Genomic DNA, 22,068 nt, shown 5'->3' with positions numbered 1-22,068 from the left:
TTAATACACCTCATCACCCTGTCCGAGATAGGCATCGCGTACCCGCGGATCGTCACGTACCTGATCGACAGTGCCGGTGGTCAGGTGCTGCCCATCGACCATCACGGTCAGTTTGTCCGAGAGCTCGAACACCGCGTCCATGTCATGCTCCACCAGCACGATGCAGTATTCGCGCTTGAGTGTTTTCAGTAGCTCGATGATCAGCTGTGACTCCTCATGGCCCATGCCGGCCATCGGCTCATCCAGCAGCAGTACGCAGGGCGATGTGGCCAGCACCATGGCAATCTCGAGTTGGCGCTGTTCGCCATAGCTGATCCGGGAGGCGACCTGATCGCGGCGCTGGCCAAGGCCCGCTTTCTCCAGCGCTTCGGTGGCGATCTCCTCCAGCACCTGCTGGCGGTATCGAGAGCGCAGGAAATTGAAGCTGCCGCCCATGCGTCGCTGAACCGCCACGCAGCAGTTTTCAAGGCAGGTGGCGCTTGGGTAGATATTGGTTTTCTGGAAGCTGCGGCCGATGCCGCGCCGGGCAAAGGCGTAGGGCTTGATCGCATCGATCGCCTCGCCCTTGTGGACAATTTTGCCGCTGGTCGGCTTGTAGTGGCCGCAGAGCAGATTCAGCAGTGTGCTCTTGCCGGCGCCATTGGGTCCGACGATGCCGTGCAGCTCTCGGTCATGAAACTTCAGCGAGATATCATCCAGTGCTTTAAGTCCGCCCCAGTGTTTGCACAACCCTTCGGTTTCGAGAATGACAGCGTTATTCATGAGCGTTTCTCCAGCAGCTTCTCCAGATAGCCGGCAATGCCGTTCTTGAACAGGATCACCATCAGGATGATCAGCGCGCCCATAAACAGCAGCCAGTGTTCGGTGAGGTGCTCAAGCACATAGTGCAGCCCCTCGTAGACGAGCGTACCGAGAATGGCGCCATAGATGCTGCCCATACCGCCGAGGATCGACATCACCAGCGCCGAGCCGGAGGTGGTCCAGGCCAGCATCGACGGATTCACGAAGCCGTATTGCAGGGTAAACAGGTAGCCTGCATAGGCTCCCAGCGCCGAGGCCATGGTGTAAGCCATCAGGCGGAATACAAACACGTTGTAGCCAAGCGCGGTGGTGCGTCCCGGATTCTCGTGAATCGAGTCGATCACGCGGCCAAAGCGCGAGCGAATCACCAATCGGAAGAAGAACAGCGTGTTGAACAGCGACAGCAGGCACAGATAGTAGAAGTGGATGGGGTTATCCAGATCGAACAGGCTGATGCCAAAGATGCTGGTATCGGGTTTTACGTAGATGAACACGCCATCGTTGCCGCCGAAATCGATGGAGTCGGAGAAGTAGTAAAAGGCCATCTGCGCGAACGCCAGGGTGATCATGATCATGTAGATACCGCTGGTGCGCAGCACCAGAAAGCCGATGATCAGCGCCACAAGCGCGGCGATGACACAGATATAGAAGGTGTATACCCAGAAGTTAACCGCCTCATACTCCGGCGCGATGATGACGAAGATATACCCGCCAAGGCCGTAAAACATCGCATGGCCCAGCGTGATCAGGCCACAGCGCCCGACCAGGTAATCCAGCGACATTACGAAGATCGCAAAGATCATCACCGTGGTGAGTTTGCTGACGTAAAAGGTGTTCTGCTCCAGAAACAGCGGCATCAGCAGTGCCAGCGGAAAGAACACCCAGACGAAATAACGTTCGGTGCGTTTATTGAACAACATGGCATGACCTCCGGATCAGGACGAGAACAAACCCTGAGGTTTGATCAGCAGAATGAATGCCATCAGGATGTAGATCATCATGCTTGAGAGCTGAGGCATGAGTACCGAGGCGAAGGTGTCCACAAGCCCCACCAGCAGCGCACCGATAAACGCGCCCTTGATTGAGCCCATGCCACCAATGACGACGACCACGAAGCAGGCGATCAGCACGTGTTCGCCCATGCCGGGTACGATGGAACTCATCGGGGCGGCAATGACGCCTGCGACGGTGGCGAGCATGACGCCGATGGCAAAGACGATGGTGTAGAGGCGGCTGATATCGATGCCCAGGCATTCCACCATCTCGCGATTCGACTCACCGGCACGGATCAGCATCCCTAATCGTGTGCGGTTGATCATGAAGTACATGACCGCTGCGATGGCGACGCACACCAGCGCTACGAAAATACGGTACACCGGGTACTCCACCACATCGGTCAGCGGGATTGCGGCAGACATCGCCTCAGGCACCTGAACGCCCAGCGGGTCGTCGCCCCAGAGGATGCTCTGCAATGCGTTGAAGACGAAGATCATGCCGATGGTCAGCAGCACCTGATCGAGGTGGTTTCGCCGGTAGAGGCGCTGGATAAGGAGGCGCTCGACAACAATGCCGATGGCCAGCGCGATCACCGCCGAGATGATGGCGCTGAGCGTGAAGCTGCCGGTTTGCTGGACGAAGTACCAGGCCAGGTAGGCACCGACCATATACATGGAGCCGTGGGCGAGGTTGAGGATGCCCATGACACCGAACACAAGTGTCAGCCCCGAGGCGATCAGGAACAGCAGCAAGCCGTATTGCAGGCCGTTGATCAGCTGGACGAAAAACAGTGAAGTAGTCATAACAGAACCCGGATAGTGCAGGTAGATAGACGTTGCAGGGCAGGGCTGAACCCTGTCAGGGGTTCAGCCGCCGCTGCGTGGTCGGTTAGAGCTTGCAACCGCGGGCTGGGTCTTCCAGTGCGGCGGCAGGAACATCGATCACCTTGTTCTGGCCGTTTTCGACCTGACGCAGATAGATGTTCTGCACCGGGTTGTGTGCGCGAGAGAAGGTGATTTCGCCACGGGGGCTGAACAGATGCGCGCCCTCCATCGCCTTGATCAGCGCGGCCTGATCACTGATGTCGCCACCGAGCTGGTCTACCGCGTTGGCAATCAGCAGCCCCGCGTCATAGCCCTGTACGGCATAGATGTCGGCCGGTTTGCCGAACATCTGCTCGTAGTCCTGACGGAACTTATTGTTCACCTCGTTATCGAGGCCATCGGCATAATGCAGCGTGGTGCGCACACCCTCGGCGGAGGGGCCCTGCGCCTCCAGAGTACCTTCGGTGAGGAAACCACTGCCAAGCAGAGGAATCTTGCCCTTCAGGCCCAGTGCGTCGTAATCCTTGACGAACTTGACCGCACCGCCACCGGCAAAGAAGACGAACACGGCATCCGGGTTAATCGAGCCGATCTCGGAGAGGTATGACTGAAACTCGGTTTTCGGGAAGGGGACCAGAATCTCTTTGACGATCTCGCCACCACCGGCGGTGAAGGACTCTCGGAAGGCATCGAGACTTTCGCGGCCCATGCCGTAGTTCCAGCTCATGGTCACCACGCGCTTGTAGGCATTATCCAGCGCGACCTTGCCCATCGGGTAGGAGGGCTGCCAGGAGGAGAACGAGGTGCGGAAAATATTGGGTGCGCAGAGCGGGCCCGTTGCTGCGGCAGCACCAGCGTTGGGGATAATCATCACCGTATCTTTGTCCTTGAGCACCTTGATCATGCCCATGGCAACGCCGGAGTGTACCGGGCCGATGATAAAGTTCGCGTGGTGCTGATCCAGCAGGGATGATGCGATCTCCGGTGCACGCTCGGGCCGGGCTTCGGTGTCCATCTCGATGAACTCGATCTGACGGCCGTGCAGCGCTTGTGCGTGTTCTTTAAGTGCCATCTTGAGACCGTTGCGACCGGCGTCGCCAAGGGCTGCATAGATGCCGCTGAACGGCAGCATGACGCCCACCTTGATCGGGTCTTCGTTAGCCGCCAGAGCCTGGGAGCAGAGCGTACCGGCAACGGCGCCCGCCAGTAGCGTGTGTAACAACTTCTTCGTATCCATCGTTAACCTCGCGTTTTGTATTTGTTGTTATTCAAGGTCGATTAGAAAGAAAGCTGATCTGGATCAATAGCCGCGGTATGCACACCACTGTCCAAAAACTGCAAATCGAGCGGGGAAGGTATTAATGAGTGCACATAGCGGATAGGGCTTGCAGAAAATGGATTTCAAACAAAGCGCGCCCGTTTAACTATCAATGTCATGCCCCGCTGCGGGAGTTTAATCTCCCTCGGCGATCCACCTGGTAAATAAAAAGAGTAAGAGGTGTGACAATGAAAAAAGGTGTAATGAGACCCGGTCATGTCCAGATCAGAGTGCTGGATATCGACGAGGCACTTGTTCATTACCGTGACCTGATGGGGCTGATCGAAACCGATCGTGATGCCGAGGGCCGGGTGTATCTGAAAGGCTGGACCGAGGTCGACAAGTTCTCTGTGGTGCTGCGCGAAGCCGACACGGCGGGTATGGATTTCATGGGCTTCAAATGCGTGAGCGAAGCGGTGGTGGATCAGCTGCGTGGCGAGCTGGCGGAGTTTGGTTGCGCCATCGAAGATGTACCCGCCGAAGAGTTGAAAGACTGTGGTCGTCGCGTGCGTTTTACCGCCCCCACCGGACACAACTTCGAGCTGTACGCGACCAAGAAACAGACCGGCCGCTACGGCGTCGGCAACCACAACCCGGAGGCCTGGCCGCGCGATCTGACGGGCATGAAGGCACAGCGTTTCGATCATTGTCTGCTGTACGGGCCGGAGCTCGACAAGACGCTTGATCTGTTCCGCACCGTACTCGGTTTCGATCTGTGCGAACAGGTGATGACGCCGGACGGCAAGCGTGTGGCGCAGTTCCTCACCGTTGGCATGAAAGCCCACGATATCGCCTTCATCGATCATCCGGAGCCGGGTAAATTTCACCATGCCTCCTTCTTCCTGGAGAGCTGGGAAGATGTGTTGAAAGCGGGCGACCTGATCTCCATGACCGATACTTCCATCGATATCGGCCCCACCCGTCACGGCATCACCCACGGTTCAACGATCTACTTCTTCGATCCATCCGGTAACCGTAACGAGGTGTTCTGCGGCGGTGATTACTTCTACCCCGATCATGAGCCGATCACCTGGGATGCGGACAAGCTCGGAAAGGCGATTTTCTATCACGACCGGGTGCTCAACGAGCGTTTCCTCACCGTACTGACCTAAGCGCCTCGGGCAATTCAGGCTACAGCGTTCCCTTGCCAAGACCTTCCCTGTGAAGGTCTTTTTTTTTAGGGCGATAAAACGCAATGGCCGTTTTTTGAGTATTGAATGTGCCGGGGATGGATAGTGCATCAAGGATTATCCAGCGATCGCAATAATCAGATCGATACGCGTGCAAACAGGGGATAAAGGATAGCGCTAGGTGGATAGTGGCATATGGCCGGTGGCCCTAAATTGGATGAAAAATAAGGAGGGCACCCCATGCATCACGATCTGATTACCAAGCTGAACAGCATGATGGAAGAGGATAAAGAGCAAGGTCTTTATCGCTGCCGTCGTGAGATGTTCACCGACGAAGAGCTGTTTGAACTCGAGATGAAACATATTTTCGAGGGCAACTGGATCTTCCTGGCCCATGAGAGCCAGATCCCCAACAAGAACGACTACTTCACCGGTTTTATCGGTCGTCAGCCGATCTTTATCTCGCGCAACAAAGAGGGCGTACTGAACTGCTACATCAACGCCTGTAGCCACCGCGGTGCTGTGCTGTGCCGCAAGAAGAAGGGCAACAAGGCCGTGCATACCTGCCCCTTCCACGGCTGGAGCTTCAACAACGACGGCAAGCTGGTGAAGGTCAAGGATCCCGAAGAGGCCGGTTATCCCGCCTCCTTCAATTGCGACGGCTCTCATGACCTGAAGAAGGTGCCCCGTTTTGAATCCTACCGTGGCTTCCTGTTCGGCAGTCTGCGTGAGGATGTGAAGCCGCTCAAGGAGCATCTGGGCGAGGCCGCCAAGATCATCGACATGATCGTCGATCAGTCTCCCGAAGGGCTGGAAGTGCTGCGCGGATCCTCTACCTACACCTACGACGGTAACTGGAAGGTGCAGGCCGAGAACGGCGCCGATGGCTACCACGTCTCCGCCACACACTGGAACTACGTTGCCACCACCGGCCGTCGCAAGGCGGGCATGTCGGTTGATGACGTCAAGGCGATGGATGCCTCCACCTGGAACAAGCAGAAGGGCGGTTTCTACGCCTTTGAGCAGGGCCATATTCTGCTCTGGATGCGCTGGCCCAACCCGCAGGACCGCCCGCTGTACGAGCGTCGCGACGAGCTGGTCGAGAAGTACGGTGAGGCACGCGCCGACTGGATGATCGGCAACCTGCGTAACCTATGTCTCTACCCGAACGTGTTCCTGATGGACCAGTTCAGCTCACAGATCCGCATGTGGCGTCCGATCTCCGTGGACAAGACCGAAGTCACCATCTACTGCATCGCGCCCAAGGGCGAGAGTGCCGAAGCACGCGCACATCGCATTCGCCAGTACGAGGACTTCTTCAACGCCTCGGGTATGGCAACACCGGACGATCTGGAGGAGTTCCGCGCCTGTCAGGAGGGCTTCAAGGCCAGCTCGCTGCCGTGGAACGACATGTGCCGTGGTGCCGAACACTGGATCGAAGGCCCGGACGAAGACGCCAAAGCTCTGAATATCAATCCGGTACTCAGCGGTGCCAAGTCCGAGGATGAAGGGTTGTACACCGTACAGCACCGTTACTGGACCCAGACACTGACCGAGGCGTTAAACAAAGAGCAGGACGAGGCATAAGGGGAGCGATATGAGCATTACATACGAAGAGGTCCGCAACTTCCTGTACTCAGAGAGTCGTGCGCTGGATGACAAGCAGTGGGATACCTGGCTTGGTCACTATGACAAAGAGGCCGAATTCTGGGTGCCGAGCTGGGATGACGATGGTGAACTGACCACCGATCCGCAGAGTGAAATCTCGTTGATCTACTACGCCCGTCGCGATGGCCTTGAAGATCGCGTGTTCCGTATCAAGACCGAGCGCTCCAGCGCATCGAGCCTGCCGGAGCCGCGCACTCAGCACATGATCAGCAACATCGAGCTGATCACCGCATCGGAACACGACGCTGAAGTTCGGTACAGCTGGCTGACCAACAGCTACCGCTACAAAACCACCGATACCTACTACGGCAGCGCTGAGCTAACGCTGGTGCGGGCCGACAGCGGCGAGCTGAAGATCAAGCGCAAGAAGGTTGTGATCAAGAACGACTGTATTCACCACGTCGTGGACGTTTACCACCTCTAATCGACAAACCCAATAATAAAGAGTGCTCTGGAGGGCTAGCCGGTATCGGCACCTCCAAGAGCGCCGAGGTAGCAAAGCATGCATAAAGTAGCACTCAACTTCGAAGATGGCGTAACCCGCTTCATTCAGACATTGCCGGGCGAGACGGTGGCTGACGCTGCATACCGCTCAGGCCTTAATATTCCTATGGACTGCCGTGACGGTGCCTGCGGTACCTGCAAGTGCCACTGCGAATCGGGCACCTACGAGATGGATGGCTATATCGATGATGCTCTCTCGGATCAGGAAGCCGAGCAGCAATATGTTCTGACCTGCTGCATGGTGCCGGCGTCCGATTGTGTGGTGACGGTTCCGGCATCATCCGAGGTGTGTGTGCGTAGCCAACAGGCCGACGTGCATGGCGAACTGAAAGAGGTCAGACGCCTATCCGAGTCCACCATCGGCTTCACCGTGGCCGGCGATCAGGTCAGGGCGATGCACTTCCTGCCGGGGCAGTACGTCAATGTTCAGGTGCCGGGCAGCGATCAGTCGCGGGCCTACTCCTTCAGCTCAATGGTTGACCCGGAGGCCGAATCGGTCTCGTTTCTGATCCGTGCCGTGCCCAACGGCCTGATGAGTACCTACATGGCCGAACAGGCACAGATCGGCGAAAAGCTGACGCTGCGCGGACCCTACGGCTCGTTCTACCTGCGTGATATCAAGCGTCCCGTGCTGATGCTGGCCGGCGGTACAGGCCTGGCGCCGTTTCTGGCGATGCTCGAGAAGATCCGCGATACCGGCACTGACTATCCGGTCCATCTGATCTATGGCGTCACCAACGACTGCGATCTGGTCGAACTCGACAAGCTTGAAGCCTTTGCCGATCAGATTGAGCACTTCACCTTCACCGCCTGTGTCGCCTCCGAGCAGAGCGAATGGCCGCACAAGGGTTATGTCACCCACCATATCGAGCCCGGTCATCTCAACGATGGCGAAGTGGATATCTACCTGTGCGGTCCGCCGCCGATGGTTGAAGCGGTCAACGGGTTTATGACCGAGAAACGCATCGAACCGGTCAGTTTCCACTATGAGAAATTCGCGGCCAGTCACTGAGGAGTAAAGGGTCATGAAAGGCTCACGATTTGAAAACAAGGTGGCCGTTGTCACGGGCGCGGCCCAGGGTATAGGGCAGGCGGTGGCACTACAGATGGCCGCGGAAGGGGCAACGCTGGTGCTGGTGGATCGCTCCGAGATCGTGCACGAGGTTGCGCAGCAGGCGCTGGCGGCAGGTGCTGCCGCCGTGCATGTGGAAACCGCGGATCTGGAGCGTTATCCCGACTGCTGCCGTGCGATAGAGGGTGCCCACACGACGTTCGGCCGTATCGACATACTGGTCAACAACGTGGGCGGCACCATCTGGGCCAAGCCGTACGAGGCGTATGAAGAGGATCAGATCGAGGCGGAGATCCGGCGCTCACTGTTCCCCACGCTCTGGTGCTGTCACGCCGTCCTGCCCTATATGCAGCAGCAGGGCGCGGGCAGCATTGTCAACGTCTCGTCCATTGCCACCCGCGGGCTTAATCGCGTGCCCTATGCCGCAGCCAAGGGTGGGGTAAATGCGATGACCGTCTGCATGGCGTTCGAGAATGCCCAGCAGGGCATACGGGTTAACGCCGTGGCGCCGGGCGGCACCGATGTCGGTGAACGGCGCATACCGCGCAATACCTCTCAGCAGAGCGAGCAGGAAAGGGTCTGGTATCAGCAGATTGTGGATCAGACCATCGACTCGACATTCATGAAGCGCTACAGCCAGCCGGATGAACAGGCCAATGCGATCCTGTTTCTGGCTTCTGACGAGGCGTCCTATATCACCGGTACGATACTGCCGGTGGGTGGGGGCGATCTGGGTTAATTGCTTTGCAGTGTATTGGGGGCTCAGTCGGCCCCCTTTTTTATGCGCAGGAGGTACCGCAGAAGAATTCCCTGAACAACACCGTTTTTTCATTCTTGACGACTAGGGAAAACCCTTATATTGTTGGGCGCTGAATCGCCTCATCCAGGCGATCGAGCAGTAGACGATCGGCTTAACCCAGCCGACACAATAAAAACAACAGGAAACCAACGCTGTGATCCAGCTGCGGTTGAAGGTACTTCGTTATGATGCTCAATCTCTGCGTTACAGCCACGCCCTTGGCGTGTTCTCTCCTACAGCCGGTCGTCTCCGGCGGCATATCAAGCTCCCGAACTGAACATTCACCGCGGCGCTAACGCGTCCGCCTAAGTTCACTCAATTTTTCATCGGCACGTCCTGCTTCAGGCGGCTTAACCGCTGCTGCTCGGGACCGGGAGCGATCTTATGCAAAATTCCGTGACTCTGGACTCAGCTACCTCTGAGCCAGTTACTCTCGATTCAGTGAGTCTCCAAGACAAGTGGGAGAAAACCGCAGGCCGGGTCTATATCACCGGCAGCCAGGCGCTGGCGCGTCTGCCGATGCTGCAGGCCGAGCGCGACCGCGCCGCCGGGCTTAATACCGCTGGCTTTATCTCCGGTTACCGCGGCTCGCCGCTGGGCGGGTTCGACAAGACCCTGTGGCAGGTACGCGACTACCTCAAACGCCACAACATCACTTTCCAACCCGGTGTGAACGAAGACCTGGGCGCTACCGCGGTCTGGGGTTCGCAGCAGGTCAACGTGTTCGAGGGCGCGAAATACGACGGCGTGTTCGGCCTTTGGTACGGCAAGGGACCGGGTGTGGACCGCACTGGCGACGTGTTCAAGCACGCCAATGCTTTTGGCACCTCGCCCTATGGCGGGGTGCTGGCGGTGGCCGGCGACGACCACGCCTGCAAATCCTCCACCTTGCCGCATCAGAGCGATTACGCCTTCGCCGATGCGATGATGCCGGTGTTGTACCCCTCCGGCATCCAGGAGATGCTCGATCTTGGCCTGTACGGCTGGGCCATGTCCCGTTTCAGCGGCTGCTGGGTCGGCTTCAAGGCACTGGCCGAGGTGATGGACTCGGCGATCTCGGCCAACCTGGATCAGCAGCGGCTGGAGATCATCTACCCTACCGAGTTCGAGCTGCCGGCCGATGGCCTCAACGCCCGCTGGCCGGATCGGCCACTGCAGCAGGAGGCGCGGCTGCTCAACTACAAGCTGGCGGCGGCGCAGGCGTTCTGCCGCGCCAACCGCCTCGACCGCATCGTGATTCAGCCCGCGCAACCCCGTTTAGGCATCGTCACCACCGGCAAATCCTACCTGGACGTGCTGCAGGCGCTGGAGGATCTCGGCATCAGCCACGAGCTGGCAGCATCGCTCGGGATCGGCCTGTACAAGGTGGCGATGACCTGGCCGCTGGAGCCGGAGGGGATCCGTGAGTTTGCACAGGGCCTCGATGAGATCCTGGTGATCGAGGAGAAGCGCGGCCTGATCGAGGATCAGCTGAAGACGCAGCTGTACGGCTGGCAGGATGCTAAACGTCCGCGCGTGGTCGGCAAGCGCGATGAGCGCTTCGCTGAACTGGTCACCCCGTTGTCGGAGCTGACCCCGGCGATGATCGCCCGCGCCATCGCGTCACGCATCCAGGGTTTCTACACCAGCGAGCAGATGCAGCAGCGCTTGGCTTTCCTCAACGATAAAGAGGCGGAGTTGGCGCAGCCGCGGGCGCTGCTGGAGCGCACTCCGCACTTCTGTTCCGGCTGTCCGCACAACACCTCGACCACCGTGCCGGAGGGCAGCCGCGCGCTGGGCGGCATCGGCTGCCACTACATGGCGACCTGGATGGATCGTGGCACCGATACCTTCACCCAGATGGGCGGGGAGGGCGCAACCTGGATCGGCCAGGCCCCCTTTACCGACAACAAGCATGTGTTCCAGAACCTGGGTGACGGCACCTACTTTCACTCCGGTCTGCTGGCGATCCGCGCTTCGGTGGCGGCGGGCGTCAACATCACCTACAAGATCCTCTACAACGATGCCGTGGCGATGACCGGCGGCCAGCCGATCGACGGCACCCTGACCGTGCAGCAGATCACCCACCAGCTTTATGGCGAGGGGGTGCGCCGCATCGCGCTGGTCAGCGACGAGCCGGACAAGTATCCGAGCCGCGCCGATTTTGCCGACGGTGTCACTTTCCACCACCGCGATGACCTCGCGGCGGTGCAGATGGAGCTGCGTGAGATCCCCGGCTGTACCGCGATGATCTACGACCAGACCTGTGCCGCCGAGAAGCGTCGTCGCCGCAAGCGCGGCAAGATGAGCGATCCCGAACAGCGCGTGGTGATCAACACCGAGGTGTGCGAAGGCTGCGGTGACTGCGGCGTGCAGTCCAACTGCCTGTCACTACTGCCGGAGGAGACCGAGCGCGGGCGCAAACGCAGTATCGACCAGTCCGCCTGTAACAAGGACTTCAGCTGTGTGCGCGGCTTCTGCCCCAGCTTCGTCACCATCAAGGGCGGCAAGCTGCGCAAGCCGGAGCTGGTCGGCACCAACGCCAGCTTCCCGGAGCTGCCGGAGCCGCAACTGCCGCAGACGACTCAGCCATACAACATCCTGCTCACCGGTGTCGGCGGCACCGGCGTGGTCACCGTCAGCGCCCTGCTGGGCATGGCGGCACACCTGGAGGGCAAAGGTGCCGGGGTGCTGGACCAGATCGGTCTGGCGCAGAAATTCGGCGCGGTGATGAGCCATATCCGCATCGCGCCGAGCCAGGAACAGATCCACACGGTGCGGATCCCGGCCGGTGAGACCGACCTGATGATCGGCTTCGACCTGATGGTCGGTGCCAGTGAAGAGGCACTCGGCAAGCTGGAGCGCCAGCGCAGCCGCGTGGTGGTGAACAACCATGAGACCATGCCCGCGGCGTTCACCCGCGACCCGGACCTGCAGGTGCCCACCGAGCAGATGCAGCAGGTGATCTGCGATACCGCCGTGGTCGGCGGCAGCTACTGTCTCGACGCCACCCGTCTGGCCACCCGACTGCTTGGCGATGGCATGGCGGTCAACCTGTTCTGCATCGGTTACGCCTGGCAGCGCGGGTTGATTCCGCTCAGCCGCCAGTCGATCGAACGCGCCATTGAGCTCAACGGCGCCTCGGTGGAGGCAAACAAGCAGGCGTTCCTCTGGGGCCGCCGTGCCGCGTTTGACCTGACCCGGGTGGAAACCCTGGTCGACCCGGACGCCAGTGTGCAGGCGTTGAAGTTGCTGCCCAGCCTCAACCAGCTGATCGAGCGCGAGATGCAGCATCTGCGCGAGTACCAGAATGAGGCGCTCGCGCAGCGTTATCTCGATCTGGTGAACCAGGTGCGCGAGGCGGAGCTGTCGCTGGGCAAGGGTAGTCGTCTGCCTCTCAGATTAACGGGGGCCGTGGCCGAGCACTACAGCAAGGTGCTGGCCTACAAGGATGAGTACGAGGTGGCGCGTCAGCTCGCCTCGGCCAGCTTCCGTCAGCAGCTGGCCGAGCAGTTCGAGGGTGAGTTCGAACTGGAGTTCCACCTGGCGCCGCCGCTGATCTCCCGCATCGACCCGGCCACCGGCCGGTCGCGCAAGCGCAAGTTCGCGGGCAAGCGCATGCTGCCGCTGTTCCGCCTGCTGGCCGGGCTGCGCGGCCTGCGTGGTACGGTACTGGATCCCTTCACCTACAGTGCCGACCGCCGCCTGGAGCTGCGCCTGATCGCCGAGTACGAGGCCGATATCCAGCTGATCCTGACCCAGCTCAGCGCGGCAAACTACGACGCCGCCTGTGAGCTGGCGCAGCTACCCGCCGCGATCCGCGGTTACGGCCCGGTGAAAGAGAAGGCCTACGCCAAGGCCCAGGCTAAGCGCGTTGAGCTGATCACGCGTATGAACGGCAGCACCGATGCCGGTCGGACCCTCGATCCCTACGTGCAGCTGCATGAGGTGAACGCATGAACGCCCCTATCAACAGCACTATCAATCAACCCCTGACCGATACCAACGAACAGAATAAAGAGCCGATGAACATGTCCGTATTCAGCCACCCGGAATTCGATAACCACGAACAGCTGACCTTCTTCAGTGACGAGAAGAGCGGCCTGAAGGCGATCATCGCCGTGCACAACACCAACCTGGGCCCGGCGCTGGGCGGCTGCCGCATGTGGCACTACGCCAGCGACGAGGAGGCACTGCGCGATGTGCTGCGCCTGTCCCGCGGCATGACCTACAAGTCGGCGCTTGCCAACCTGAAGCTGGGCGGCGGCAAGTCAGTGATCATCGGCGATCCGCGCCAGCACAAGTCAGAGGCGCTGCTGGAGATGATGGGGCGCTGCCTCGAGCGCACCGGTGGCCAGTACATCGCCGCCGAGGATTCCGGCACCAGCGTGCCCGACCTGCAGGTGATGAGCCGCTTTACCAACAACGTGGCCGGCATCACCGAGCGTACCGGCATTGATGGACTGCCCTGTAACGGCGATCCGTCACCGGCCACCGCCTATGGCTGTTTTGTCGGCCTGAAGGCGGCGGTCAAGCACCAGTTCGGCCGTGATGACCTGAGCGGTCTCAAGGTCGCGATCCAGGGTGTGGGCAACGTCGGTTACCGCCTGGCCAAACACCTGCGCCAGGCCGGTGCCGAGCTGTTTGTCACCGATATCCACGAGGAGCAGGTGCGCCTGGCAGTGACCGAGCTGGGCGCCACCGCGGTCGCGCAGGAGGAGATCCTGGGGCTGGATGTGGATGTGCTCTCGCCCTGCGCTCTGGGCGCGGTGCTGAACGATTTCAGCATCCCGCAGATCAAGGCGAAAGTGATCGCAGGGGCGGCCAACAACCAGCTGGCACTAGCCAAGCATGACCAGCTGCTGCAGCAGCGCGGCATCCTCTATGCGCCTGATTATGTGATCAATGCCGGCGGCATCATCGATATCTACTACGAGCGCGTCGGCCATGAACATACGAAAGTGCGCGCCCATATCGACACCATCGCCGATACGCTGCAGGAGATCTTCCGGCGTGCCGACGACAGTGGCCGTCCCACCGGTGAGATCGCCAACACGCTGGCGGAAGAACGCTTTATGACGCGATAACCCCTCGCAGTCCGCAAAAACCTTGCGGGCTGCATCCTCTCAAAACTTATCCAAAAGATAACAATAAGATGGAGAAGATTGATGACTGAGTTGACTCAGAGTCAAGCCGCGGGATCCGCCGCATCCGATACAGCCGGTACTCAAGCGGGCGCGAACGCGGCCCACCCGATGTGGTCCTCGCGGCTGGCGTTTATCCTCGCTGCCAGCGGTTCTGCCGTCGGCTTGGGCAATATCTGGAAGTTCCCCTATATCACCGGCGAGAACGGCGGTGGTGCGTTTGTGCTGGTTTATCTGGTTTGTATCGCACTGATCGGTATCCCGATCATGATGGCCGAGGTGGCGATTGGCCGGCGCGGCGGGCGTAGCCCGATCAACAGCATGCGTCAGTTGGCGCAGCGGGATGGCCGTTCCAAACGCTGGGCCTGGATTGGCGGCATGGGGATGCTCTCCTCCTACCTGATTCTGTCGTTCTACTCCGTTATCGGCGGTTGGGCGCTTGCCTATGTGGGCAAGTCCGCCGGTGGGCTGTTTGTCGGTGCGTCTACAGAGCAGATCGGTGCCCAATTCGGCGCCCTGTTATCCGACCCTTACAGCCTGTTGCTCTGGCATTCAGTGTTTATGGCGCTGGTGATCATGATCGTGGCACGAGGGGTCACCGCGGGGATGGAGAAGGCGATCAATATCCTGATGCCGCTACTGTTCGTGCTGCTGCTGGTGATGGTGGGCTACGCGCTGAGCACCGACCGCTTTGCCGACGGCATCAGCTTTCTGTTCACCCCGGACTTCTCCAAGCTCAGTACCGAAGGGGTACTGACCGCACTGGGCCACGCCTTTTTCACCCTGAGTCTGGGTATGGGCGTGATGATGGCCTATGGCTCCTATCTGCCCAAGCATGTTTCGATCGCGAAAACCGCGGTTACCGTATCCGTGGTCGACACCGTCGTTGCGCTGCTGGCGGGGATGGCGATCTTCCCGATCGTGTTCTCCAGCGGCCTGGAGCCGGGCGCTGGTCCGGGTTTGATCTTCAACACCCTGCCGATAGCCTTTGGTCAGATGCCGGGCGGCGTGCTGTTCGGCACGCTGTTCTTCATCCTGCTGGTGGTCGCGGCAGTCACCTCCGCGATCTCGTTACTGGAGCCGGTGGTGGAGTGGTTCGAGGAGCAGAAGGGTTACAGCCGCCTGCGCTGCACGCTGGTCGGCGGTATCAGCATCTGGGCGTTGGGTCTTCTGACCATCCTGTCGCTGAACGCATGGTCCGGCTTCCATCCGCTGGGCTTCATCGCCCGCTTTGCTGACAAGACCATCTTCGATCTGCTCGACTACGCCACCGCCAACCTGATGATGCCGCTGGGTGGTTTCTTTATCGCCTTGTTCGTTGGTTGGTTCATGTCCAAACAGGCGGCGGAGAACGAACTCTCCTTCGGCAATCCGCTGGCGTTCAAGCTGTTTATGTTCGTACTGCGCTTCATCACCCCGGCCGCCGTGCTGCTGGTGTTTGTGTATAACCTGATCTGAAGCGCTGAACGCGACGTTTTGACGAGCTCCTGTCAAAGCCGCTTTGGGGGACGAGTGTCCCCCTTTTTTCGGGCGAATACGCCTATTCTTTCTTGCCGCTGAAACGTGTTTTAACAGCGGGCATCGCCGTTAGTACGTCGATCCTCAAGGGCTTGTTCAACACCAGATAGGCGATCGAGCCGATCACGATGCCCCAGAAGGCCGAACCGAGCCCTAAAAAACTCATACCGGAGGCGGTGGCGAGAAAGGTAATGGTCGCCGCTTCACGGTGTTCCACTTCATCCAGTGCCGCCGCCAGGTTGTTGCTGATCGCGCCGATCAGCGCAAGACCTGCCAGCACCGCGATAAATGTTTTCGGCATGGCGCTGAACAGCAGGATGATCGTGCCCGAGAAGGTTCCGCCGATCAGGTAGAACAGGCCGTTGGCGATACCGGCTATATAGCGTTTGCCCGGATCTTCATGGGAATCCTTGCCGGTACACAGAGCGGCGGTGATCGCGGCGATAACGATGGTAATGCCGCCGAAACAGGCCAGTACCATCGAGGTGAGGCTGGTCAGCGTCAGAATCGGGCGTGCCGGTGTGTTGTATCCGGCGCCACGCAAGATCGCCATGCCGGGCAGAAACTGTCCGGTGATGCTGACCAGTACCAGCGGAATCGCGAGACTGAGTGTGGCGCCAATACTCCAGTGCGGCGTGATGAATGTCGGTGTGGTCAGCTGCAGCTTAACGCCGCTCAGATCGCTGCCCTCAAGCAGCACGGACAATCCGATACCGACCAGCAGCATCAGGATCAGGCTGTATCGGGGGAAGAGCCGCTTGAGCACGATGTAGGCCGCAATCATGGAAGCGGCCAGTGTCGGTGAGTGGCTCACCGAGGCAAAGGCGGCAATACCGAACTGGAACAGAATTCCGGCCATCATGCCGGCTGCGATGCCTTTGGGGATATGGCGCACCAGCCGGTCGAAGCCGCCGCTGAGGCCGATGATCATCATGATCACGGCGGCGGTGATGTACGCCCCTACCGCCTCGTTCAGGCTCAACTCGGGAAACAGCGTCACCAGCAGGGCGGTGCCGGGGGCCGACCAGGCTGTAATAACCGGTACTCTCAGCCACACGCTCAGCAGGATCCCGGTAAATGCCGCCCCTATAGAGACAGACCACACCCAACTGGCCAGCATGTCGCTGCCCACCTGTGCGCTCTGCGCGGCCTGAAAGAAGATCAGCAGGGGGCCGGAGTAGGAGACAAGGACCGCTAGAAAACCGGCGGTAATGGCTGAGAGTGAAAGGTCGTGACGCATGGTAAGAGGTACCGGAGATTGTTTGCAGGGAATGTACAGCCCTTCCACTTTAGTTGCGCAGATTGGATAGATTAAGCCCCGCTGGCCGGCAACACTGTTAAGAAATCCCGAACAATGGTGCAGGTGATGGATAGACTCAGAGCGATGCAGCTGTTCGTGCGCATTGTCGAGCTTGGCAGTTTCACGGCGGCCTCGGAACACCTTGATATGTCGCGCGCCTCGGCTACCGCGTTGATGCGACAGTTGGAGAGTCATCTTGGGGTCAGACTGCTTCAGCGCACCACGCGGCAGGTGAGCACCACGCCCGATGGCGAGGTGTATTACCGGCAGGTACAGTCCATTCTGCGTGATGTGGATGCGGTCGAGAACCGACTCTCACAGCAGGCGCAGTATCCAAAAGGGCGCTTAAGAGTCGATCTGCCCGCGTCATTGGCGCGCCTTGTGGTTATACCGGCGTTGCCGGCGTTCTATCGGCGCTATCCCGAGATCGTGCTTGAGCTCAGTGTGGCCGACAGGATGATCGACTTGGTGCGTGAGGGCGTGGACTGTGTGCTGAGAATCGGCGAGCTGGATGATTCATCGCTCATCGCACGACGGTTGGCGCTGTTGCCACAGGTAACCTGTGCCAGTTGCGACTATATCGAGCGACAGGGTCGCCCCGAATCGATTGGGTCTCTTGATCGACACTTTTGTGTCGAGTTTCTGTCAGCGACTACGGCGCGGGTGGACCCGCTGCATTTTATGGTCAACGGCAGAGCGGTTTCCAAAAGCCTGAGATCATCTTTGAGCGTTAATAACGGCACTGCCTATGTGGCAGGCTGCGAGGCGGGGTTGGGTATCGTGCAGGTACCACGCTACCACGTTGAGGCTCAGTTGAATGCGGGGCGGCTGATAGAGGTGCTGGTAGAGTGCGCGCCGCCTCCCATCCCCTTGTCGGTGCTCTATCCACAACATCGCCAGATGCCGCCACGCCTGCGCGTGTTCATCGATTGGCTGGTGGAGTTGTTTGAATAACGGGCTCTTGGGAGGGGGCTGAGTGATCGCGTGCAGATTTCTGCACTCAGTGGCTAGGTACTGCACGCATCGGAGCGCTGGTCATGATGTTTTGTCGCATTGTTAAACCAACAGAAAGGAAAAAATTCAATGTGCAGGAGCCAATAACAGAACAATCTCAGGGTGGCCATCATGACAGTTGAAACGCTCAGTCCGCTGGAACAGGAAAATATCGAATACCAACACACCGGCGGCATCAGTCAGAACAATGCTCAACACGCCTTTGTACCCGCCTTTCAGGACGCGTGCGATCAACGGGTCGAGCTGTCACGTTTCAGGGATGGCCGTGTGGCGTCTTTCCATACGCTGGATGGATTACCCGAGGAGTGGATCGTCAAACGTGATCGTGCTGGCCGGGTTGTCGAGATCAGAAGCAGTATTGTCTCCGGCTTCGTGCGTCATGGTCGCTTTTTCAGTCGTCAGGAGGCGGCTAATTATATCGATGAGATTGCGTAAAAAACTTGAGAGAACGTTATTCGGGTTTTGAATTAATTAGATCGGTGTTGTGAGTTAAAAAATAACCGGCCTCTTTTATAGAGTGGCCGGTTTTTATGTTGATTATATATTGCTGGGTTTACGCGATTTTAGTGTTCTGACAAGACCTGGTATTAAATCAGGTATTAGCACAGCTATATTTCAAGCCGTGCTCTATTTTGAGTATCCGATGGCGTCTCACCGAAGAGTTTCTTATATTCTGATGAGAAACGGCCTAAATGGCTAAACCCCCAGTTCATCGCAAGATTTGAAATGCTCTCATGACCGCAGCTCGCGATTATGTCATTGCGTACGCCTTCCAGCCTTACCCGTTTAAGGTAAGCCGTGGGTGGTTCACCAAAATGGGCCTTGAAATCAGCGTAGAGTTTATTGCGCGATACGCCTGCTACCCACTCGATATCCTCTATATGCAGGTCGTTCTTGGCGTTGTTGCGGATGTAGTCGATGGTCTTGATGATGTAGGCCGGTAGCTTGCGCTTGAACGCATCGCGCACTGCATCCGAGTAGTTATGCGGCTGAGAGGTCAGCAGCCCCTTGATCAGCGCTTGCTCTATATCGCGGATAAAAGGTGCGAAATTGTACAGGCTGCCAGATTGGGATAGCTCCTGCTCGATCAGCCTTATGGTGCGCCACCAGGCACTGGGTGCGCCCACGCGTGCATCCATTTTTGGCTCGAAAATCAAAGGCTTGTCGATCGGTTTGCCAATCATCGACTCCAGTGAAAGCTCCATTTCCCGACGTGAAATTCTGACCAGGCTCTTGCGGCAGTTGCCACTTATATTGAGCTCACAGGGGGCTGAAGGGGAGATGATGATGCCGCTGGTGATGTTGGACTCGGTCTTGTTGTCCGGCGTCGACAGCTCCTGAAACCCGCTGATCGGCAGGCTTATGCTGTAGCTGTTTTCCAGATCCTCGATTTTGACCGTGACGTCGGTACCGTACTCGATATGACCAATAGCGGTGGTGGTCGAGTTCAGAATATTACCCACGTGCCTGAAATGCATCTTACGTGCATTGTAGACGGTGAGATCATGAGGACCGCATATATTGGACATCCATGAGACTGCATCGGCAGTATCCTGGATATCGGCTGATATCTTCTTTGACGACTCAGCTTCAAACAGGCTTACGTTTTCCAGCATAGTGAAAACCGGATTATCCGGCCCTGTCTTTATGTAGACGTTATAATAATTGTTTTGGCTAACGTACGTTGAGCCGACCTTCAAACTAGCATGACCCATGATGTCGGTCAATGACTTAAAGTTTATATGGATGTGGGCTTTTCTGTCTTTCATTCATGATCAATACCGGGAAACCATCCATTTTTTCCGGTGAATGCGTCTGCTTCATACCCCTATCTGCATTGTGCAGGTGCAATAAAAAGAGGCAGTGTTTTATTTGTGGGATTACCATTTCCTGATTTAAGTACATGAATTGCAATCGCCTTTTGCAGGCATGAAAACGTGCACATATATATGGCGAGAATGACCCTGTTTGGTGCGTGGTGAAAAGGGGATAACGCTTCTAAAAAATCCGGATAGGCGAGCAGGGTGGTGGTTTGGTCTTATGAATCCATAAACCCACCGGCGGGGTACAAGGCCCCGTCTCTAACCGGAGGTCATCACGATGACAACAAATACAGAGATGCTGGAGATCTGGAGGGAGAAGATCGAATCTGCTCTCGATTTCCGTCCGGACGACAAGGTCTACAAGGTTGCACGTAGCGTATTCACCGACCGTGAACTGTTCGATCTGGAGATGGAGCTGATCTTCGAGAACACCTGGATCTACGCCTGCCACGAGAGCCAGATCGCTAACCCCAACGACTTCTTCACCATGCAGGCTGGCCGCCAGCCGATGATCATCACCCGCGACTCCAAGGGTGAGCTCAACGCGCTGCTTAACGCCTGTCAGCATCGCGGCGCCACACTGACCCGCGTCTGCAAGGGTAATCAGTCCACCTTCACCTGCCCGTTCCACGCCTGGTGCTACAAGTCGGACGGCAAGCTGGTCAAGGTCAAGGCACCGGACGAGTACCCGCAGGATTTTGACAAGTCCAGCCGCGGCCTGCGCAAGGCGCTGGTTAGCAGCTACAAGGGCTTCGTGTTCATCAACTTGAATACCGAATGCAAGCAGTCGCTGGAGGAGTTCCTGGGTGATGCCCGGATCGCTTTCGACATGATGGCGGCGCAGTCTCCGAACGGCGAGCTTGAAGTGCTACCCGGTTCCTCCAGCTACACCTTTGACGGCAACTGGAAGCTGCAGAACGAAAACGGCCTCGATGGCTATCACGTGAGCACCGTGCACTACAACTATGTGGCCACGGTGCAGCATCGTCAGCAGCAGGATGCGGCGAAAGAGGGCGGAGCCTCCAAAACCCTGGACTACAGCAAGCTCGGTGCCGGGGACAAGGAGACCGATGATGGCTGGTTCGCGTTTAAGAATGGCCACACCATTTTGTTCAGCGATATGCCCAATCCGGATGTGCGCCCCGGCTATGCCAGCGTGATGCCGCGCCTGGTCGAGGAGTATGGCCAGACCCGTGCCGAATGGATGATGCACCGCCTGCGCAACCTCAACATCTACCCCAGCCTGTTCTTCATGGATCAGATCAGCTCTCAGTTACGCGTGATCCGTCCGGTGGCCTGGAACAAGACCGAGATCCACAGCTTCTGTCTGGGCGTTAAGGGTGAGTCCGACGCTGATCGCGAAAATCGCATCCGCCAGTTTGAGGACTTTTTCAACGTCTCCGGCATGGGCACACCCGATGATCTGGTCGAGTTCCGTGAGGCTCAGAAGGGCTTTGAGGGCCGCGCCGAGCGTTGGAACGATATCTCCCGTGGCTGTGAAAACTGGGCCACAGGGCCTACCGCCAATACCGAGGCGCTGGATATCCAGCCTGTGCTGACCGGTACCGAGTTTACCCAGGAGGGGCTCTACGTGAACCAGCACTCGACCTGGCAGCGCTACATGCTGGAAGGGTTGGCAGCGAAGAAACGCAAGGCGCAGGAGGGTTGAGCCATGAGTAATGTACTTCAGAGCATCGAACAGTTTTTATACCGCAAGTCCGAGTACTGCGACCGCCAGCAGTGGGATGAGTACCTGGCGCTGTTCGATGAGAACGCCGAGTTCCATATCCCGCAGTGGGACTCCGAGCATGTCTACACCACCAACCCCAAGCGTGAGATGTCGCTGATCTACTACCCGAGCCGCGCAGGGCTAGAGGATCGTGTGTTCCGGATCCGTACCGGCAAGAGCGCGGCCTGCACGCCGATGCCGCGCACCATGCACCTGGTGGATAACGTTCAGGCGCAGCAGCAGGAAGATGGTAGCTGGCTGGTCAAGGCCAACTGGGCCACCCACTTCTTCCGCTTCGGCGAGGCGGAGTGTTTCTTTGGCTGGTCGGAATACCGCCTGCGTGCTGAGGGTGAGAGCTGGAAGATCCAGAGCAAGCGCTCGATTGTGCTCAACGACAAGATCCGCCATGTGCTCGATTTCTACCATGTCTGAGCCAATGACGTGCAATA

18 protein-coding genes are annotated in these 22,068 nt (G+C 58.4%); 12 read left to right on the top strand and 6 right to left on the bottom strand.

Going from position 1 to position 22,068, the window contains the following annotated elements; genetic code table 11:
- From ADIMK_RS01530 to ADIMK_RS01515, 4 genes are all read right to left on the bottom strand, one after another.
- Positions 1–762, bottom strand: coding sequence for an ABC transporter ATP-binding protein (locus ADIMK_RS01530; protein ID WP_036182760.1), 762 nt, complete (start codon positions 760–762; stop codon positions 1–3).
- A complete protein-coding gene (locus tag ADIMK_RS01525) occupies positions 759–1,721 on the bottom strand; it encodes a branched-chain amino acid ABC transporter permease (protein ID WP_036182758.1) in 963 nt (320 codons plus the stop codon). The genes ADIMK_RS01530 and ADIMK_RS01525 overlap by 4 nt, the downstream gene beginning before the upstream one ends.
- 15 nt (positions 1,722–1,736) lie before the next feature.
- Complete coding sequence (locus ADIMK_RS01520) at positions 1,737–2,600, bottom strand: branched-chain amino acid ABC transporter permease (protein WP_036182756.1); 864 nt, start codon at positions 2,598–2,600, stop codon at positions 1,737–1,739.
- Between the two features lie 85 nt (positions 2,601–2,685).
- Positions 2,686–3,858 carry an ABC transporter substrate-binding protein gene (locus ADIMK_RS01515; RefSeq protein WP_036182754.1) on the bottom strand — a complete coding sequence of 391 codons (1,173 nt, stop codon included), beginning with the start codon at positions 3,856–3,858 and terminating at the stop codon, positions 2,686–2,688.
- A gap of 269 nt (positions 3,859–4,127) precedes the next feature.
- On the opposite strand from ADIMK_RS01515, the gene ADIMK_RS01510 reads away from it, so the two are divergent.
- The 8 genes from ADIMK_RS01510 (at position 4,128) to ADIMK_RS01475 (ending at position 15,693) form a co-directional block, all read left to right on the top strand.
- The gene (locus ADIMK_RS01510; RefSeq protein ID WP_036182752.1) at positions 4,128–5,051 is read left to right on the top strand and encodes a catechol 2,3-dioxygenase; all 924 of its coding nucleotides are present in this window, start codon (positions 4,128–4,130) and stop codon (positions 5,049–5,051) included.
- 258 nt (positions 5,052–5,309) lie between these two features.
- On the top strand, positions 5,310–6,656 hold the full coding sequence (gene benA, locus ADIMK_RS01505) for a benzoate 1,2-dioxygenase large subunit (protein WP_036182750.1): 1,347 nt from the start codon (positions 5,310–5,312) through the stop codon (positions 6,654–6,656).
- Positions 6,657–6,666: 10 nt separating this feature from the next.
- Complete coding sequence (locus ADIMK_RS01500) at positions 6,667–7,161, top strand: aromatic-ring-hydroxylating dioxygenase subunit beta (RefSeq protein ID WP_036182748.1); 495 nt, start codon at positions 6,667–6,669, stop codon at positions 7,159–7,161.
- 78 nt (positions 7,162–7,239) lie between these two features.
- Positions 7,240–8,253, top strand: a complete 1,014-nt coding sequence (benC, locus tag ADIMK_RS01495; RefSeq protein WP_036182746.1) for a benzoate 1,2-dioxygenase electron transfer component BenC — start codon at positions 7,240–7,242, stop codon at positions 8,251–8,253.
- A 13-nt stretch (positions 8,254–8,266) separates the two neighbouring features.
- The gene (locus tag ADIMK_RS01490; protein ID WP_036182744.1) at positions 8,267–9,052 is read left to right on the top strand and encodes a 1,6-dihydroxycyclohexa-2,4-diene-1-carboxylate dehydrogenase; all 786 of its coding nucleotides are present in this window, start codon (positions 8,267–8,269) and stop codon (positions 9,050–9,052) included.
- A 444-nt stretch (positions 9,053–9,496) separates the two neighbouring features.
- The gene (locus tag ADIMK_RS01485) at positions 9,497–13,051 is read left to right on the top strand and encodes an indolepyruvate ferredoxin oxidoreductase family protein (protein WP_051692306.1); all 3,555 of its coding nucleotides are present in this window, start codon (positions 9,497–9,499) and stop codon (positions 13,049–13,051) included.
- Between the two features lie 71 nt (positions 13,052–13,122).
- Positions 13,123–14,178: a Leu/Phe/Val dehydrogenase gene (locus tag ADIMK_RS01480; RefSeq protein WP_036183167.1), complete on the top strand. Its 1,056-nt coding sequence runs from the start codon at positions 13,123–13,125 to the stop codon at positions 14,176–14,178.
- 81 nt (positions 14,179–14,259) lie between these two features.
- The gene (locus ADIMK_RS01475) at positions 14,260–15,693 is read left to right on the top strand and encodes a sodium-dependent transporter (RefSeq protein WP_036182742.1); all 1,434 of its coding nucleotides are present in this window, start codon (positions 14,260–14,262) and stop codon (positions 15,691–15,693) included.
- Positions 15,694–15,775: 82 nt separating this feature from the next.
- On the opposite strand, the gene ADIMK_RS01470 is transcribed toward ADIMK_RS01475, so the two are convergent.
- Positions 15,776–16,993, bottom strand: coding sequence for a benzoate/H(+) symporter BenE family transporter (locus tag ADIMK_RS01470; protein WP_036182740.1), 1,218 nt, complete (start codon positions 16,991–16,993; stop codon positions 15,776–15,778).
- A 126-nt stretch (positions 16,994–17,119) separates the two neighbouring features.
- Here ADIMK_RS01470 and ADIMK_RS01465 point away from each other — a divergent pair, with 126 nt between their 5' ends.
- Complete coding sequence (locus tag ADIMK_RS01465) at positions 17,120–18,007, top strand: LysR family transcriptional regulator (protein ID WP_036183164.1); 888 nt, start codon at positions 17,120–17,122, stop codon at positions 18,005–18,007.
- A 171-nt stretch (positions 18,008–18,178) separates the two neighbouring features.
- Positions 18,179–18,502 (top strand): hypothetical protein, encoded by a 324-nt coding sequence (locus ADIMK_RS01460; protein ID WP_051692304.1) that lies wholly within the window; start codon positions 18,179–18,181, stop codon positions 18,500–18,502.
- A 173-nt stretch (positions 18,503–18,675) separates the two neighbouring features.
- Here the strand turns inward: ADIMK_RS01460 and ADIMK_RS01455 are convergent, their stop codons facing one another.
- Positions 18,676–19,683 (bottom strand): AraC family transcriptional regulator, encoded by a 1,008-nt coding sequence (locus tag ADIMK_RS01455; RefSeq protein ID WP_081849616.1) that lies wholly within the window; start codon positions 19,681–19,683, stop codon positions 18,676–18,678.
- Positions 19,684–20,167: 484 nt separating this feature from the next.
- On the opposite strand from ADIMK_RS01455, the gene antA reads away from it, so the two are divergent.
- Complete coding sequence (gene antA, locus ADIMK_RS01450; RefSeq protein WP_036182738.1) at positions 20,168–21,559, top strand: anthranilate 1,2-dioxygenase large subunit; 1,392 nt, start codon at positions 20,168–20,170, stop codon at positions 21,557–21,559.
- A 3-nt stretch (positions 21,560–21,562) separates the two neighbouring features.
- Entirely contained in the window at positions 21,563–22,051 is a 489-nt protein-coding gene (gene antB / locus ADIMK_RS01445) for an anthranilate 1,2-dioxygenase small subunit (RefSeq protein ID WP_036182736.1), read from the top strand.
- The last annotated feature ends 17 nt before the right edge of the window (positions 22,052–22,068 follow it).

It is taken from the genome of Marinobacterium lacunae, from assembly GCF_000705555.1.
In the GTDB taxonomy this organism is placed as follows: domain Bacteria; phylum Pseudomonadota; class Gammaproteobacteria; order Pseudomonadales; family Balneatricaceae; genus Marinobacterium_D; species Marinobacterium_D lacunae.
The sequence above is the reverse complement of the archived record's forward strand: the minus strand, read 5'-3'. Positions and strand labels throughout refer to the sequence as shown.